This window comes from Epilithonimonas hispanica (assembly GCF_003385395.1).
GTDB classification, from domain to species: domain Bacteria; phylum Bacteroidota; class Bacteroidia; order Flavobacteriales; family Weeksellaceae; genus Epilithonimonas; species Epilithonimonas hispanica.
This window is the reverse complement of record NZ_QNUG01000052.1, coordinates 1-17,238: the sequence shown is the minus strand read 5'-3', so window position 1 is coordinate 17,238 and position 17,238 is coordinate 1. Positions and strand designations below refer to the sequence as shown.

General features: G+C 33.3%; 13 protein-coding genes and 1 pseudogene. 7 read left to right on the top strand and 7 right to left on the bottom strand.

From position 1 onward, the window contains the following. Positions 1–145: 145 nt before the first annotated feature. The 3 genes from DRF58_RS16055 to DRF58_RS16045 all read right to left on the bottom strand — a co-directional run bounded on the left by DRF58_RS16055 (position 146) and on the right by DRF58_RS16045 (position 3,597). The gene (locus DRF58_RS16055; protein WP_116036877.1) at positions 146–2,692 is read right to left on the bottom strand and encodes a phosphoenolpyruvate carboxylase; all 2,547 of its coding nucleotides are present in this window, start codon (positions 2,690–2,692) and stop codon (positions 146–148) included. Between the two features lie 70 nt (positions 2,693–2,762). Then, a complete protein-coding gene (locus tag DRF58_RS16050) occupies positions 2,763–3,203 on the bottom strand; it encodes an HRDC domain-containing protein (RefSeq protein WP_116036875.1) in 441 nt (146 codons plus the stop codon). A 61-nt stretch (positions 3,204–3,264) separates the two neighbouring features. Further along, positions 3,265–3,597, bottom strand: a complete 333-nt coding sequence (locus DRF58_RS16045) for a single-stranded DNA-binding protein (protein WP_116036874.1) — start codon at positions 3,595–3,597, stop codon at positions 3,265–3,267. Between the two features lie 178 nt (positions 3,598–3,775). On the opposite strand from DRF58_RS16045, the gene DRF58_RS16040 reads away from it, so the two are divergent. The 5 genes from DRF58_RS16040 to DRF58_RS16020 are packed head-to-tail and all read left to right on the top strand — an operon-like array spanning position 3,776 to position 10,465. Continuing rightward, positions 3,776–4,594, top strand: coding sequence for a DUF695 domain-containing protein (locus DRF58_RS16040; protein ID WP_116036872.1), 819 nt, complete (start codon positions 3,776–3,778; stop codon positions 4,592–4,594). Positions 4,595–4,615: 21 nt separating this feature from the next. Then, entirely contained in the window at positions 4,616–4,969 is a 354-nt protein-coding gene (locus DRF58_RS16035; RefSeq protein WP_116036870.1) for a DUF2116 family Zn-ribbon domain-containing protein, read from the top strand. Between the two features lie 7 nt (positions 4,970–4,976). Next, positions 4,977–6,062: an MBL fold metallo-hydrolase gene (locus tag DRF58_RS16030; RefSeq protein WP_116036869.1), complete on the top strand. Its 1,086-nt coding sequence runs from the start codon at positions 4,977–4,979 to the stop codon at positions 6,060–6,062. A 48-nt stretch (positions 6,063–6,110) separates the two neighbouring features. Beyond that, entirely contained in the window at positions 6,111–10,115 is a 4,005-nt protein-coding gene (locus DRF58_RS16025; protein WP_116036867.1) for a DUF7948 domain-containing protein, read from the top strand. A gap of 11 nt (positions 10,116–10,126) precedes the next feature. After that, complete coding sequence (locus DRF58_RS16020; RefSeq protein WP_116036866.1) at positions 10,127–10,465, top strand: hypothetical protein; 339 nt, start codon at positions 10,127–10,129, stop codon at positions 10,463–10,465. Positions 10,466–10,535: 70 nt separating this feature from the next. Here DRF58_RS16020 and DRF58_RS16015 read toward each other — a convergent pair whose 3' ends face one another. From DRF58_RS16015 to gldD, 4 genes are all read right to left on the bottom strand, one after another. Continuing rightward, positions 10,536–11,912 (bottom strand): peptidylprolyl isomerase, encoded by a 1,377-nt coding sequence (locus tag DRF58_RS16015; protein ID WP_116036864.1) that lies wholly within the window; start codon positions 11,910–11,912, stop codon positions 10,536–10,538. A gap of 65 nt (positions 11,913–11,977) precedes the next feature. Beyond that, positions 11,978–13,813, bottom strand: a complete 1,836-nt coding sequence (locus tag DRF58_RS16010; protein ID WP_116036863.1) for a hypothetical protein — start codon at positions 13,811–13,813, stop codon at positions 11,978–11,980. Positions 13,814–13,865: 52 nt separating this feature from the next. Then, positions 13,866–14,786, bottom strand: a complete 921-nt coding sequence (locus tag DRF58_RS16005; protein WP_116036861.1) for a PfkB family carbohydrate kinase — start codon at positions 14,784–14,786, stop codon at positions 13,866–13,868. A 90-nt stretch (positions 14,787–14,876) separates the two neighbouring features. Then, positions 14,877–15,437 (bottom strand): gliding motility lipoprotein GldD, encoded by a 561-nt coding sequence (gene gldD / locus DRF58_RS16000; RefSeq protein ID WP_116036859.1) that lies wholly within the window; start codon positions 15,435–15,437, stop codon positions 14,877–14,879. Between the two features lie 575 nt (positions 15,438–16,012). Here gldD and DRF58_RS15995 point away from each other — a divergent pair. Together DRF58_RS15995 and DRF58_RS15990 are read left to right on the top strand one after the other, a co-directional pair. After that, on the top strand, positions 16,013–16,879 hold the full coding sequence (locus DRF58_RS15995; RefSeq protein ID WP_027383822.1) for a sigma-70 family RNA polymerase sigma factor: 867 nt from the start codon (positions 16,013–16,015) through the stop codon (positions 16,877–16,879). A 179-nt stretch (positions 16,880–17,058) separates the two neighbouring features. After that, a pseudogene (locus tag DRF58_RS15990) lies at positions 17,059–17,238 on the top strand (IS4 family transposase); the annotation flags it as partial.

The following is a 17,238-nucleotide window of genomic DNA, read 5'->3' as shown; positions in this document are numbered from 1 at the left end:
ATTACACGCTTTAGCACACAATTTAAGAAAGAAAGTTGCCTGAAGAGGACAACTTTTCACTTTTTCTTAAAATATTGAAAAACTTTTATAACAAAAAAATCCGCCTCAAATTTTGTTGTGAGACGGATTCTTTGTTTTATAAAGTTTAAGCAGAGTTTCTACTCGCATTGATATTTCCAAAGAGAGATCGCATCACCAGTTTCTCATAAGTATCTCTGTCACCTTCATTCTTCTGAAGTTTGATTAACGCATATTGCTGAATACTCAACAATGGTAGTACAATCTTTTCACGGATTCTGATAGACTTTCTATTGATTGGTTCTTCTTGCATCAGGATGTTGTATCCGGCTAGCTCAAGCATCATTTCTTTAGACAACTCAAATTCTGCAAAAAGCACATTCCAAAACTCCCCGAATTTTTTATTATTTCTCATATAATAAGTCAGTGGGAAATAAGTCTTATTCATACTCATCATAGAGTTCAACGCCAATGTTCTGAAGAAATCCGAACCTTTATAAAGTTTTTTAACTTCATCAAATCGTCCCGCATCTTTCAAAGCCTTCAAAGCAGAACCAAATCCAAAGAATCCAGGAACATTCTGTCTCAACTGTGCCCATGATCCTACAAAAGGAATCGCTCTCAAGTCTTCAAACTTCAATTCAGAACCTGCACCACGTTTACTTGGTCGACTTCCGATATTAGTTCTTCCATAATATTCCAATGTACTCATCTCTTGCAGATAAGGAACAAACATTGGATTAGCTTTCAAGTCAGAATATTTTTTATAACTGATTTCTGCCAATTCAGAAATCAAATTTCTATCTTTTTCGCTCAGGTCTTTTTTATCACTTTTGAAAACATCATTTTCCAATCCGGCTGTCAACAACTGTTCAAAGTTGAATTTCGCCTGATCTTTATTTCCAAATACACTAGTAATCGTTTGTCCTTGAATTGTTAATTCAATTTGATTATTGGCGATTGTATTACCTTGAGATGCATAGAAATCGTGGGTTTTTCCACCACCTCTTGCTGGAGGTCCTCCTCTACCATCAAAGAACACAACCTTGATATCATTCTCTTCAGAAACTTTTGTCAAGTTTTCTTTCGAAGTATAGATTTGCCAGTTCGCTTTCAGATAACCACCATCTTTGGTTCCGTCGGAGAAACCAAGCATAATATATTGTTTGTTATTTCTTTTTAATAAATGCTTTTGATAAACAGAATCCGAATAGAGTTTTCTCATCACTTCTTCAGACTTGTCCAGACCTTCCATCGTTTCAAAAAGCGGAACGATATCGATGTTCATTTCCTCTTCTTTGTATCCGCAAAGCTTCATCATGACAAAGACATTCATTACATCTTTCACTTCATCAGAGTTAGAAATGATATAACGATGCATTCCCCTCTCCCCATTATTTTTCTGAATGATTCTAATGTTAAAGATACTTTTTAAAGTCTCTTTTGTTATCTCATCTTCAAAATCATTAGGATCAAGAATCGCATCAGATTTTAATAGATATTGGATCTTCTCGTCCGGTGTTTTGGAATCAGCATCTTCTCCTGAGATTTTAAAATAAATATCATCCATCACTTTTTGATGAATCCTACTATCCTGACGAATATCAAGCGTAGCAAAGTGAGTTCCGAAGATTTTCACACGATCTCTAAAGTCATCGAGAATTTCACGGAAAAGTCCATTATGTTCTTCAACCAAAATCTTTTCTGCACGATTGATTTCTGTAATAATTTCCTCAGCAGAAATCTTCACATCAGTTTGGAAAATTGCGTCATAGATATGTTTGCTCACATCTCTTAGAACATCAGACACGCCACGGAAACTTAATCTTCTTCGTACATTTTTAAGATGTCCATAATAATCTTTCAAGATTGAGATCCTAAGTTCCTCAGCAACTTTCATTGTAATATCGGCCGTCACAAACGGATTTCCGTCTCTATCTCCACCTGGCCAAAATCCTAACTGAATGATATCCGGATTCGGTGTAAAATTCGAGTTACCGAAAGTGTTCTTTATCTTTTTATAAAGTTCACCGATACTTTGATAATAAACATATCTCAGATAATAGATAATGCTCATCGCTTCGTCCAGAGGTGTTGGTCTTTCTTTGTTAACGAATGGTGTTTTCCCCAATTGTTGAAGCAACATATCAATCTGCGTTACCGAATCATTGATAATGGCATCTCTCAAATCGTGAATAATTCTCTGAACAGAATTCGGGTAGAATTGAGTCGGGTGCGCAGTGAAAACAATCTTGATTGCAAAATCATCCATCTTTTTACGAATGGCTGTCAGGTGATGTTCCTGAGTCGCTCTCTCATAAAGATTAAGAACCGTCCCGGAATCACTCTCCGAATGCAATTGCTGGAATGCCGCATCTTCTATACTGTCAAACAAAACGACTTGTCTTTCTATATATTGGATGATTTTGAAAAGCAATTCGGTTTTTTGTTCTTCGGTCTCAAGCTCTGTGTGTTTCTGAAAAAACTCTTCTACAATCTCTTCCGGCGATTTGCCTTCCTGATAACCATCTTTACTTTCTTCGTAAAGAAAAGGAAGCAACATCCCGATGTTTGTCATTTTATCGTAAGGCAAACTCATGAAGAGTGAATTGTATATTTGAAACTTATTCTCTACAATTTGCCTGAATTTTTCAATTTTCTGATCGTTTAGCATTTAACAAATGTAAGAGATAAACTTAGAATTTCAATGTCAGTAAATGTTATTTTATCTTAAAATTTCAACTTTAGGCATTTTCCAAAACTTCTATTATTTCCATTCCATATCTTTTGATTTTGGATTCTCCCAAACCACTTATTTGTTCGAGGTCTTGCAAATTGCATAGTTTGAATTTCGCAATTGACATCAAGTGTGTATTATGAAAAATAATATAAGGAGGCTGATTAAGTTCTTTAGACTTTTCATATCTCCAATCTTTCAGTTTATTGTAAATGATTTTCTCCTCTTCAGAAAGTTCTTCTTCCGAGCTTATATTCATCTTGCTAGAACCTGACTGTTTGGATTTTTCTTGATAATAGATCAAAACTGACCAATAATTAATCTCATCTTGAACCAATTTTGAGTTCATATTAATGACATCGTATCTTGAAAGAAAATCATTAATTACGGCTTCATCCATATTTTGAAATCTATTCGGGACTCTTATTTTCAAAACTTTAATTTTCATAGTAATATTTAGAATGAAAAACCTTGACAAACTTTTGAAGCTTGCCAAGATTTATTAAAAATTATTTTGAACCAAGAAGAATTAATTCTTCAATTCTAATCTCTGTTACAAATCGTTTGGTTCCGTCTTTATCATCATAAGAGCGGTAAGTCAATTTTCCTTCTATAGCGATTTCTTTTCCTTTTGGGACGTACTTTTCCAGAATATCTGCTGTTTTTCCGTAAGCAGCGATATTATGCCATTCTGTTTGCTCTACTTTTTCACCGTTGGCATTGGTGTAGTAATCATTGGTTGCCAATGTAACGGTTGCTTTCTTGTTTCCGTTTTCGAAGTTGAAAATTTCTACTTCTTTTCCTGTGTGACCAATAAGAGTCACTTTGTTTCTTAACGACATAATTATAATATTTAAAAATTAGACATTTGAAATCGGGTCGTGTTGTCGTATTTCCCGATTTCCTTGATGCAAATTTTCAACAAAACGGAAACTCGATTCGGTTAAAAAGTATTTATATCCATTTGTAATCGTTTGTAAATGGAAAGGTTTTTATAATTTTGATTGATATCATTTATAAATGAGAATTCAATTAAAACTATTAATCATTTTTATTACAATGGGATTTTTAAATAGTCTATTCGGTCAAAAAAAATATCCTGAAGAATGGAATTTCTACTTGACATCTATCGAAGATAAACCAGCATCGATTTATCTGAATTTAGCTCTTCAACAATTAGCCCCAATCAAAGAAAAATCTAATTTATGCTGGGTTTCTTTAAAGCTTAAATCTCCAACCGAAAATGGACTTACAACAAATGAAGAAAGTGAAATATTGTTTAAAATTGAAGATAAAATCTTAGAAACAATTAATCCTAAAAATTCATTATATATAGGAAGATTGACTAATAACGGCTATAGAGATTTTTATTTTTATTCTAAAGATTCAAAGGTTTTTAAATCTGAGACCGAAAAAATTTCAAAACAATATTCCAATTATGAAATCTCTGTATTCTCAAAAGAAGATAAAAATTGGGATAGTTATTTCGAACTTTATCCCAACGAAATGGATTTACAAAGTATTTCGAATCGAAGTGTTTTGGAAAACCTTGAGAAAAACGGAGACAACTTGACAAAACCAAGAGAAGTTTTTCATTGGATATATTTCAAAAATGAAAATGACCTAAAAAATTACATTCAAATTGTTACTAAAGAAAATTTTGAAATAGTAAATAATGATTTAATTAAAGAAAATAAATTACCATATAGTCTTCAAATCAAAAGAATCGATAAAGTTGGATATGATGATATTGACGATTACACTTTATACTTATGGAGATTGGCAAAAGAAAACAATGGAGATTATGATGGCTGGGAAACTTCTGTAGAAAGAGATTAAAAACCAATAAAAAAAACACAAATGGAAACCCTAACCTGCCCAGAATGTGGCGACAAAATCATTGGACGTTCCGATAAGAAATTCTGTTCCGATGCTTGCCGAAATGCCTTTAACAACAAGCAAAACAAAACTTCGACAAACTATATGCGGAACGTCAACAACAAGCTCCGCAAAAACTACCGCATACTTTCTGAACATAATTTTGAAGGAAAAACGAAAATTAATCGTCTTAAGTTACTAAATGCCGGTTTCGATTTTGAATATATCACACAAATCGTAACGTACAAAAACGGCTCGCAATACTTTTTCGTTTATGAGCAAGGCTATAAAATCCTTGATAACGAATGGTTATTATTAGTAAAAAAAAACGACTGAATAAATTATGTTGATTACTTTTCTCGTCCTGCTTTTGGTTTTAGTAATTTACATTTACAACCTTCCTGTTTTCGGAGGAAAAGCTGAAGGAAAACGTCTTGTAAGAATGAAACAATCTCCAAATTACAAAGATGGCGTTTTCCAAAACCTGAGTTTTACGCCATCTTTAGCAGAAGGTTTCACGATGCAAAAAGTCCTTTGGGAGTTTTTAACCGATAAAACTGAAAACAAAAAACCAAATTTTCTTCTACCAACAAAAAAACTGAATCTGAAAGAACAACCAATCTCAGATAATTTCTTGGTTTGGATGGGACATTCTTCTTATTATTTTCAGTTGGATGGGAAACGGTTTTTGGTTGATCCGGTTTTCAGCGGAAATGCGTCGCCGATTCCTGGAACTACAAAAGCTTTCGCTGGAACAGATATCTATTCCGCAGAAGATTTCCCCGAAATTGATTTTCTGATTATTTCCCACGACCATTATGACCATCTTGATTATAAAACTATTAAAAGTTTACAATCAAAAATTGATATGGTGATTTGTGGTTTAGGCGTTGGTTCTCATTTTGAAAAATGGCACTTTGATGAAGACCAAATCATTGAACTAGATTGGTATGAAGATGCTGAAATAGATAAAGGTTTCAAAATAACTTCTACGCCGGCGAGACATTTTTCCGGAAGATTGTTTAAGCGTAATACAACGCTTTGGTCTTCTTATGTTTTGGAAACTCCATCTAAAAAAATCTTTGTTGGTGGTGATAGTGGTTATGATTTTCATTTTAAAGAAATCGGAGAAAAATTTGGACCTTTCGAATGGGCTGTTTTGGAAAACGGGCAATACAATGAGAAATGGCGATACATCCACACTTTGCCGGATGAGTTTGTGAAAGTTGCAGAAGAACTGAATGTAAAAAATGTCTTGCCTGTTCACTCGGGGAAATTCGCTTTGGCTCAACATTCTTGGAATGAGCCTTTACAAAAAGTCTTTGAAAATTCTAAAGGCAAAAATTTCAAAATATACACACCTTTGATTGGTGAAAAATTGGATTTGAATGATGATTCTCAAAGTTTTTCTGAATGGTGGAAGTCTTAAAATTTTGTTAAAATAAATCTTATATTTGAGAAAAATTTTTAACCGCAAATGAAGAAGATTTATTCTTTAGTTTTATTCTTAATTTTCGTAAGCTTCTCTGCTCAGAAAAAAAATCAAGATTACTCTTTTTATGAAAACAAAGGTCAAATTGTTGACCAGAATGGAAATCCTAATTCTGAAGTAAAATACCTTCTTAATTCAGCTGGCTTGAATGTACAAATCAAAGAAAATGGTTTTTCTTATGATGTTTATGAAGTTGAAACAAAAGAAATAAAAAAGAAGAACTTCAAAGAGAACAAAATCTTAAATCAAAGAAAAAATTCATCAGACAAAGAAATTAACTATAAATATCATCGGATTGATATTGATTTTGTTGATTCCAAAAATAACCCGGAAATCGTTGCAGAAGGAAAATCTAATGATTACGAAAACTACTATAACCTTGATTACAAAAAGGAAGGAGTAAGCTTTGTTCATCGATACAAAAAAATCACTTACAAGAATCTTTATGATAAAATTGATTTAGTTTTTTTTAAACCTGCGGATTCTACAAAACCTGTGGAATATAATTTTCTAGTTCATCCTGGCGGAAGAATTTCTGATATCAAAATGAAATTCAACGGGGCAAAAACCCAATTAAAAAATGGTAAGCTTGCGATGAAGTTGAGATTCGGAGAAATGCAGGAAAACATTCCTAATTCTTGGATTGAGAATGATAGTAAGCAAAATATTACTGTTAATTACAAAAACCTAGAAAATCAGACTTTTGGTTTTGAATCATCAATCAATACATCTGATCAAACGATTGTGATAGATCCTGTTCCAACTAGGATATGGCAAACCCATCATGTTAATGGAACTCATGCATTTCCCGCAACGTTAAAAGTACTTACTAACGAATATGGTTTTCTATATACAATGGATAATAGGCTCGCAATATATGTTGCTTCTAGTGGCCAGTATCTTAATGAATCAATGAATGCTCAAGTGTACGGTTATTTAGCAAAATTTGATCAAGAAGGAAATAAATTAATGGGAATTTATATGGGAAATCATCAATATGCTAATGATAATTCTAATTCTTTTGAAGATTTTACTATTGACAAAAACAACAATTTATACATTGTTGGAAAAGCCAAAGACAATTTATCAAAGAGAAATACCATTACTACACCGGGAGCTCATAAAACCAATAGTGGACATTATGATTCTAGTGGTTACTATTGGAATTACCATGATGGGTTTATTATGAAATTTGATGGTGATGGAAATAAAGTTTGGGGAACTTATTATGGAGGTGATATGTACGAAACAATACAAGCTGTAATTACAGACTCAAACAATGATATCATCATATCAGGATATACTGGTAGCTCTAATGGTATCATATCAAGTAATGCAATCTTTAAAACTGAGACAACATCATTCATCTCAAAATTTTCGAAGGATGGAAAAATGCTATATGGATCATATTACAATTTGAATTCAACTTACGAAACAAGGGGTATAGAAGCATTAGCAATCGACAGTAATGATAATCTTTATATAGCAGGCAATGGTTCTTCAGTAACGAATTTTAACTCACCTCACCAAAATAGTATTATTGGAGGAACAAATGTATTTTTTGGAAAACTTGATAAAAATTTCAACAATTTATGGATGTCTTATTTTGGAGGTAGAAATTATTGGGGAACACAATATAATTCAAATCAAGGTTTTACATTGATTAAAGCAATAAAAATAGATAACGATGACAATCTCATTCTAGCAGGAGATACTGAAGCTATTGAAAATATTGCAACTCCATCCTCATTCCAACCAACATATAATCATAATATTGGCAATAATATATTTCTAACAAAATTCTCTCCAAATGGTACTCAAATTTGGGGAACATATTTTGGAGCTAACTCTAAAGCGGCTGTAAATGATGATCTTGTTTTTGGATTGGATGTCAACAAAAAAAATGATATTATTTTCGGCGGTTTTACTGCTAACGATAATAATATAGCAACTCCGGATGGACTCTATCCTACACAAATGTCTGGTGGCTACAATTCCGGATTTATTACAAAATTTAATACTAATGGAAATAGAATTTGGGGAACATATGTCAAGTCTCCCCCCTTTTCTTTACATCTAAAAGAAAATGATATTTTTACTTATGACTCCACTTATCTTTCTAAATATTATGATTGTAAGAGTGCACTTCAAGTACAATCCAATTCTCCAATTTGTATTGGAGCCAATATAGAGTTAAGTGCGTCGGGAGGCACATCATATACTTGGTCTGGCCCAAATGGATTTACGTCTAAAGATCAAAATCCTAAAATACTGAATGCAACCATCGCAAATAATGGAGTTTACACTTGTATAATAACTGGATCTGGAGGGTGTGATGGAACCTTAACGGTGAATGTTTTAGTTGGTGACAAAACAAAACCAATCCCAGACCTTGCAACACTCCCAAAAATAACAGGGGATTGCAAAACCATCATTTCCACAATCCCAACTGCAACAGATAATTGTAAAGGTCAAATCACAGCAACAACCTCCGATCTTTTATCGTACTCACTTCCCGGAAACTATACCATCACTTGGAAATATGATGATGGAAACGACAATGTAGAAACGCAAACTCAACAAGTTGAAATAACATCACAGCCTTTGCCTGTTGCAAATCCAAATCAAACTTTCTGTAAAATCAACCAACCAAGAATATCAGATATTACAGTTACAGCAACAAACCCAAAATGGTATGATGCAAGTGGAGCTATTATAACTAATCTTTCTGCTCTGTTAACTGACAATACAAAATATTATGTCACTCAAAACGCCAGCGGATGCGAAAGTGCCAAGAAAGAAATCCTTGTAACATTATCTGATCCAAGTGCTCCAACAGGTAATGCTATTCAGGATTTTTGTTCCGCTACCAATCCAACTTTGAAAAATATCATAGTTGCAGGAACTGATATAAAATGGTATAACAATCTCGGAAATTCTATTTCTGATACAACGCCGTTGGTAGATGGAGCTACTTACTACGCTTCACAAATCGTTAATAGTTGCGAAAGCACACAAAAATTGGCCATAAAAGTAAATGTTATAACTAATTATCTATCGGCTAATAATTTCGCTGATTCTTTCTGTAACGACATAACAGCAAACTTTAAAACCATCAATCTTGATGATTACAAAAAAGAATTAATCACAAATCCTCAAGATTATATTTTCGAATTTAAAAATTCTGCGGGACAATTAGTTTCTGGAAATGTAGATTTGACGATTGGAAACAATATTTTTGATGTGAAAATCACTTCTTCTCTCGGATGTTACCAAGATGTGAAATTAGATCTGACATTGAATCCGAAACCAGAAATCAATCTTCCAAAAGAAGCTGAATATTGTGATGATACCTTAGGAGTTATACTGAATCCTGGATACGACCCCAATTTCACTTATAGTTGGGATTCTGGAGAAACTACTCAAACCATCAATGCAAATCAAGAAAAGACTTATACAGTAACTGTTACGAATCAATTCGGTTGTGACAATACTGCAAGTGTTGTCGTTAAAAAAGCTAAATTGGCTACAATTCAAAATATTATTATCACAAATAATAATGCTCTAGTTGTGATGTCTACTGCTGGTGATTATTTGTATTCTTTGAATCAAATTAATTGGCAGAGTTCTAATAAATTTGAAAATCTCCCGAATGGAAACTATACCGTTTATGTAAAAACAAATCTTAATTGCAATCTTGGTTCGAAAACGTTTACTATTTTTTCTTTAAGCAATATCTTTTCACCAAATGGTGACGGAATCAATGATACCTGGAAAATCTCTGGAATCGAAAATTATCCCAATTCTGAAATCAAAATAATTGACAAAAATGGAATAATGGTTGTAAACGAAATCACGAAAGGAGAACCTTTTGAATGGAATGGAGAATCAAACGGACGCAAACTCCCAACCGACAGCTATTGGTACCAAATCAAATTATCTGATGGAAGAATCCTACAAGGCTATGTTGTCATTAAAAGTAGAAATTAAAAACTTAAAATATGAAAGACTTAAACGAAATAGAAATTTTGCTATTAGAAGGTTTAACTGTAAAATATCCACAATTCAAATCTCATATTGCTTATCTGAAAGTTACTAATAGGAAGCTGTCAAATCTTGGGTTGGATGTCCAATTGGATTATGAAAATTATTCTGGTGAATTTGATGAAACCAATGCCCTATTCAGTAATGGTAAAAATATAGAAATAAAGGGTTTGAAAGAAGGCTTGAGCTATGTTATCGACATTACAGCCGGACAAATTACATCTATAGAATTCTCAACTTATGATGAAAAATGGGACGGAAAAATAACCGATTTCAAAATAATAGAACCTGATTAAAAAATCAATTTTAAACATAAAAAAAGGATGAGCAAACCACTCATCCTTTTTTAGTTTTATAATTCTAAGATTAATTAGTTGTAACAACTGTACCTTTCAGCCAATTGCTATGGAATTTGCAATCCTTATACTTGTTATCTATAGAGATAAAAACAGAAGGTATTTTAGCATTCACCCATTTTTCAACAATCTCATTTTTCTTTTTGTTAAGTGCCATATCTTTGACTCTTTCATAATCGGTAGAAAGTTCCAATTGATGCGCATCGATAATATCATTAATCTGAACAATGCTAATCATCTTTCTCTTTTGTTGATCCTCTTGTTGGAAAGGCTCTGTAATATCATTCTTCTTAAGACCTGCAATCTGATAAGAAATAGTTGGATCCAGACTTAATTTTTCCAATTTATCAGAACCATCTTGGTTATTGGTCATAATACCAGCACTGTATTTATTACTCTTGTCATCAGAGAATTTGTAAGCTGCATCTTTGAAACTAATTTTATTAGTAGTAATCAAAGTTTTAATACTATCCAATTCTTTTCTAGCAGCAGATATTTCTTCTGCATTGGGAGTACTTTTTATCAAGATATGTCTTGCATCGTACTTTTTACCATTTCTTTTGATCAACTGAATCAGGTGATAACCATATTCGGATTCTACAGGATCGGACATTTCGCCTTCTTGCAAATTAAGTGCAGCAGCTTCAAAAGGTTTCACCATTTGTCCTACATTGATATTCTTGTACAATCCACCAAGTGCAGCAGAACCTTCGTCTTCAGAATAGATTCTTGCTTGGCTTTCAAAACTTTCTCCTTTTTTGATATCGTCCTTGATTTTATTGAGTTTATCAATAATTTCTTTTTTGTGAGCCGAAGAAATCTTCGGAAAAATACTTATTTTAGAAAGCAAGACTTCATCTTTTACATTAGGCAACTGGTATTTGAACTGGTTATAAAAATCCGTCACCTCGTTTGGAGTTACATCTGCTTTCTCTGTGATTCTACCATATTTTGCTTGCCCATAATAGTTATCGGCATCAATTTTTTCGATAGCTGTTTTCATTTCATAAGACGTACGAAATTTGTAGGCAGCCAACATGGCTTTTTCATCTGGAAATTGCGAAAGAATCTGGGTATACTTTGTACCCGCCATTTCTTTGATAGCTGCAGATCTGTTTTCTATCAAGGTATCCTTTTTTGCTTCAAAAATCAGCAACTTGTTGTTCAGGATACTTTCCATAAAATCACATTTATCTCCTACATTAGCGCCTTGCTGTTTCGCATAGTTCGCTTGATCCTCTATGTCAGACTCCAATATGATCTCATTTCCAATTACGGCTGCAATCCCATCTATGAGCTGACCTTTTTTTACCTGAGCAGAAAAATTGGAGCTAAAGAAGCACAACATTACTGACAATAAAAAAAGACATTTAGTGTATTTTAACATTATTTTTATTTATTAAGGTGCAAAATTAAGATTATCAACCAATTCTGCTATATTTTTTGTTATAATTATTTCTTAAAATTTTTTTTCAGTTCCGCCATAAAAGCAGGCTGAATTTCCACTTTAGTTTTTGCTCTTTGCTCTGCGATAGTTTTTTGGAGTACTTTTTCGGTTACTGCATCTTCCATTTCTGGCTCAGCTTCTGCTTGCGTCATTTGCTGTTCTGGCAAAAGCTCATCTATAGCAACTACAACATCTCTTTCTCCAATTTTAGTAACAAAAGTTCCTTTTTTATAAGGCACGTTATATTTTTTGAAGATCTCCGCCGACTCTTGGATTTTACCTTGTTCAAAATGCACCAAAACCTGATTCTTATCGTTAACCATGTTTTTATACTTTTCCTTCAAGGCTTCCCATTTCTTAGGATCTTTTGTCTCTTTCTCAATCTCTTTTAATAATTTCGGATCAGAAATGACAGCAGCTCTAGATTCTGCCCTTTTTTCCCAAACAAACTTAGCTTTATTTTCGTTATAATAATCTGTAAAAAGTTTTGGATTATTTTTAACTTCATTCTTCAAATATTCGGAAAAGATATACTCGGAGAAAAGGTTTTTTCTAAGTTCATCTACTGCAGGCTTTACATCTGGCAGATTTTCAAAATTACCAGCGTATACCCCAATTATGTATTGCTGAGTCTGATAATCCACAAGACCTGACCATTGATTAGTTGGCATCTGCTCAAGATTTTTGTATTGCGAGTCAATTGCTTTTTTCAAATCCTCATAAGTCACTTTATTTTTCCCGTAAGAAAAAAGAACAGCTTTAGGATTTTTTGGATTCAGGTAATTTTGATAAGATTTCTTAATTTCAGCAAACTCTGGAGTTTCAACAAATTTATCTTGAGTTTTCAACCATTCTACAAGTTTTGATGTTAGTTCTTCACCGTAACCAGTCGCTAACATTTCTTTTTGAAAAAACTGTCTGTTAGTATCTGTAAGAGTGTATGGTTCAATATTATAAATATTAAAAATAAAATATTTGTCACCGAAAAGAATTGGCGTTTTTGTATAAAAGTCTTTTGTTTGCCCTTTGAATGCGTTATAAACTTCATCTGGTAAAATAGGAGACCCCATTACTGCACCGCCAGATTTTTTCTCATCCTCTGTTGCACCAAACTCTTTTACAACGGTCTGAAACTTCTTACCAGATTCTAATTCTTTATAAATTTTAGCCTTAGTTGTTTCATAATTTGCATCATTAGGGATTGTTAAAACTCCAAAAATCATGTAGCCCAAACTTGGTCTTGTAGCAACTACTTTTCCAAACGCAACAACATTGGGTTTGTCTATAAAAGTTGTATAAGAGTTGATTGGAGCATTTTTTACCTGCTGATACAATTCATAATCCAACATTCCTGGTTTTACGTAGAAAGGTTTTGAAGCTTCTGGGTTTCCATTTTTTGCCAAGAAATCTTCCATCGTCATCTTCCCAGCTTTCACTTGATTATAAAGCGTTTTATAATCTGTTTTATCTTCAGCTTTTTTCTCCTTGATGAAAAGTAAAATCTGAGTTTCTGTCTTACTAGAATTGACATAATCCTGAAGAATTGGCTCTACAATAGATTTTGGATAGAATTTTTGTTCTCTTAAATCTGACAATCTCTGATTCATAGAATTGGTAAAAAAGGTGAGCGTATCTGCTTTTTTTTCTTTTGCCAATTGCTGCAACAGTAAGAATTCTACGGTTGAGTTGACAGATTTATCTGGACCGTTTGTTTCTAGTCCATATTTATTTTCTTTGATATAATCCTTTACAGAGATGCTGTCTTTACCAACAATCAGATATTGTGCAGAAGTCACTTGGGAAACAAATGCTAAAACAGCTGGAAAAAAAATCTTCTTCATTTATTATATTTTGTGACACTCTTTTGAGCGTTAAATTTGTGTTAGGTTAAATTTAGATTGCAGATTCGAAAGCTGTCAATTCTTTGAACTGATTAATTCTTTCTGTCAATTCTTCTTTTGTAACAGTTTCGATTCTTTCTGTCCCAAATTTTTCTACCGTGAAAGATGCCATTGCACTTCCCACAAGAATCGCCGTTTTCATACTTTCAAAACTGAAATCTTCTTTCTTTGTAAGGTAAGACGCAAAACCTCCTGCAAAAGTATCTCCCGCTCCAGTTGGATCGAAAACATCTTCCAAAGGCAAAGCAGGAATTGCGAAGATTTTTCCATCGTGGAAAAGCAATGCACCATGTTCTCCTTTTTTGATAATCACATATTTTGGTCCTAAAGTATGGATTTTTTTAGCTGCTTTTACCAAAGAATATTCTCCTGAAAGTTGTCTAGCTTCCTCGTCATTGATGGTGATAACATCAGTTTTAGCAATCACTTTCATCAAGTTATCCCAAGCAATATCCATCCAGAAATTCATTGTATCAAGAATAACTAATTTTGGCTGCGTTTTCATTCTTTCTAAAACAGAAAGCTGAACAACAGGATCAAGATTTCCCAACAAAAGAACTTCAGCCTCAGCAGAATGCTCCGGCACTTTTGGGTCAAAATCTGCTAAAACATTAAGTTCTGTAACCAAAGTATCTCTAGAGTTAAGATCATTATGGTATTTTCCGCTCCAGAAAAAAGTTTTACCATCTTTTACTACCTCTACCCCATCAACATTGATGTTTTTTGAAGTCATCATGTCTAGATATTCCTGAGGAAAATCTCCACCAATTACAGAAACCAAGCTGACATCTGTATCCAAAGCAGAAGCTGCTAATCCAATATATGTGGCTGCACCACCAAGAATTTTATCTGTTTTTCCAAAAGGCGTTTCGATGGCATCAAATGCTACAGTTCCAACTGCTAGTAATTTCATATTTATTTCTTTTTTTCCGATAATCAAATCGGATATTTTAATTTATAATTTAATTCTGAGCCATTTTTCTTGACTCTTTTATTTTGTTTCTTATTTGCTTTTCCACTCAAAAGAGTCTATCAAATGGAGAAGATCTTTTTTGATATAATCTACAGCTGGTGCTAATGAATCTGGGCGCGGACGAGAATTGAAATACAAATTCCCAGTTACAAAATGCCTTGTACTATCCGTCACATAAAACTGAATATTAGAAGCCGTCTGACCTTTCAGTTCATAAAAATTACCATAAACTTTTTTCTCCGGATAAGCGAAAGACTTAGTATCGATAGAACTTGCTTTTATCGTGTGCTCATAAACCATTTTTTCTGCTTCTTTTATATGAAGTAAAAAATCATTCTTAATCGGAAAATACGTGATGAAAACATTAGCTTTCATCTTGGGATAAGACAAATTGTACCAACAGGCTTCCTTAGCATCTTTGACTTTCGCAAAATCTGAATAATCGAAAGAATAACTGCAGGGCGTAGAAAAATTCAGATATTTTGGAGTTGGATATTCCAAGCGCAATTCTCCTTTCGGTTTTGGAACCGGTTCTTTACCACAAGAGAAAAGAGATAAGCCAACAAAAATACTGATTAGATTTTTAAACATTCGGCAAAAATAACAATTAGAATCGATACAGAAAATTTTGAAAACCTAATTTTTGTTAAGAATAATTGATTTACAGAGAAATGTATCGATTTATTGAGTCACTAATTAAAAACTCTCGCAGATTTGGCAAATATAGCAGATTTATTTTGGAACAATTTAGTCACTTAAGAGTAAATCATTCATCAATTAAGTTCACTTTAGTTTTTACTTTCAATAAGTCTTCGACTCCGCTCATATTGACACTTTTACTATTCGAGAATTTATTATTTAAGTTGTCACACTGAGAGGATTCTAAGTGTTTTTAATAAAAAAAACAAAACCGTCAAATCTATGTATAAAGTTCTGACTATGTAGAAACCTGCAGCCCGACTTGAACGGAGCTCATTTTTTGTGGCTGGAAAAGCTAGGGCAAAAAATAGCGGGAGTGGAAGGCGGATTAAGCTGCCCAAATTATATTAATCTCTTTTAAAATTAGTTAAAATTGATTCATAATCTGAGAAAAATAAAATATTTGTAACCTTTTCCAAGTTATGAACGTATAATATAATGCAACCTAATAGAATGAGGTTTTTATAATGAGACAATTAAAAATTACAAAACAGGTTACCAACAGGGAAACCGCATCACTAGACAAGTATCTGCAAGAGATTGGAAAAGTTGAATTGATTACCGCTGACGAGGAGGTAGATTTGGCTCAGAGAATCCGTGCCGGCGATAGAGCTGCTCTTGAAAAATTGATCAAAGCTAACTTGCGTTTCGTGGTTTCGGTTTCTAAGCAGTATCAAAATCAAGGTCTTTCTCTTCCCGATCTAATCAACGAAGGAAATCTTGGTCTGATGAAAGCGGCTAAAAGATATGATGAAACGAGAGGTTTCAAATTCATCTCTTATGCAGTTTGGTGGATTCGTCAATCGATTTTGCAGGCTTTGGCGGAGCAGTCGAGAATTGTAAGATTACCTTTGAACAAAATTGGTTCTATCAACAAAATCAACAAAGCTTATGCTCACCTTGAGCAAGAGAACGAAAGACCTCCTTCTCCGGAAGAATTGGCAGAAGTTCTTGATATGAGCGAGGAAGACATCAAGGAATCTATGAAAAACAGTGGTCGTCACCTTTCTATGGATGCGCCACTTGTGGAAGGTGAAGATTCTAACCTTTATGATGTTTTACGTTCTGGTGAGTCTCCAAGTCCTGATAAAGATTTGATGTTGGAGTCTCTACAAATCGAGATTGAAAGAGCGCTTCAGACTTTGACGCCGAGAGAAGCTGATCTTGTAAGATTATATTTCGGATTGAACGGAAAACACCCAATGACTCTTGAAGAAATTGGTGAAACTTTTGACCTTACGAGAGAGAGAGTTCGTCAAATCAAAGAAAAAGCAATTAAGAGATTGAAACATAATACTAGAAGTAAGATTTTGAAATCTTACCTTGGTAAATAAGATTTTGAATATAAAACTAGAAGCAGGCTTTTCAGCTAGTCATGGTCGGAAGATTTTTCTTCCGACTTTTTATTTTTTTTCACCAAAAAAATAAAAGAACTCAATCTATTGATTATTAGTTAATTAGTTTGTTTTTGCTAGTGCTTTTTCGTGTCTTTACGACTGATAATCAATTATTTATGTCAGTTTTTAAAGATCACAAAATATCTCTTAGACACGTTTTAGAATTTATTCCCGAAGCACTTTTAAGTCATCTTTCAGCAAGTACCAAAGTGGATTATTACAGCAAGGTTCTGCACGGTAAAAAAATGTTTTATCTACTTCTTTTCTCTATTTTCGATAATGAAAAATTAAGCCAA

Coding starts and splice junctions, on each gene's coding strand:
- DRF58_RS15995 (WP_027383822.1), top strand. CDS start 16,013: ATGAGACAATTAAAAATTACAAAACAGGTTACCAACAGGGAAACCGCA.
- DRF58_RS16020 (WP_116036866.1), top strand. CDS start 10,127: ATGAAAGACTTAAACGAAATAGAAATTTTGCTATTAGAAGGTTTAACT.
- DRF58_RS16055 (WP_116036877.1), bottom strand. CDS start 2,692: ATGCTAAACGATCAGAAAATTGAAAAATTCAGGCAAATTGTAGAGAAT.
- gldD (WP_116036859.1), bottom strand. CDS start 15,437: ATGTTTAAAAATCTAATCAGTATTTTTGTTGGCTTATCTCTTTTCTCT.
- DRF58_RS16050 (WP_116036875.1), bottom strand. CDS start 3,203: ATGAAAATTAAAGTTTTGAAAATAAGAGTCCCGAATAGATTTCAAAAT.
- DRF58_RS16015 (WP_116036864.1), bottom strand. CDS start 11,912: ATGTTAAAATACACTAAATGTCTTTTTTTATTGTCAGTAATGTTGTGC.
- DRF58_RS16005 (WP_116036861.1), bottom strand. CDS start 14,786: ATGAAATTACTAGCAGTTGGAACTGTAGCATTTGATGCCATCGAAACG.
- DRF58_RS16010 (WP_116036863.1), bottom strand. CDS start 13,813: ATGAAGAAGATTTTTTTTCCAGCTGTTTTAGCATTTGTTTCCCAAGTG.
- DRF58_RS16030 (WP_116036869.1), top strand. CDS start 4,977: ATGTTGATTACTTTTCTCGTCCTGCTTTTGGTTTTAGTAATTTACATT.
- DRF58_RS16035 (WP_116036870.1), top strand. CDS start 4,616: ATGGAAACCCTAACCTGCCCAGAATGTGGCGACAAAATCATTGGACGT.
- DRF58_RS16025 (WP_116036867.1), top strand. CDS start 6,111: ATGAAGAAGATTTATTCTTTAGTTTTATTCTTAATTTTCGTAAGCTTC.
- DRF58_RS16045 (WP_116036874.1), bottom strand. CDS start 3,597: ATGTCGTTAAGAAACAAAGTGACTCTTATTGGTCACACAGGAAAAGAA.
- DRF58_RS16040 (WP_116036872.1), top strand. CDS start 3,776: ATGAGAATTCAATTAAAACTATTAATCATTTTTATTACAATGGGATTT.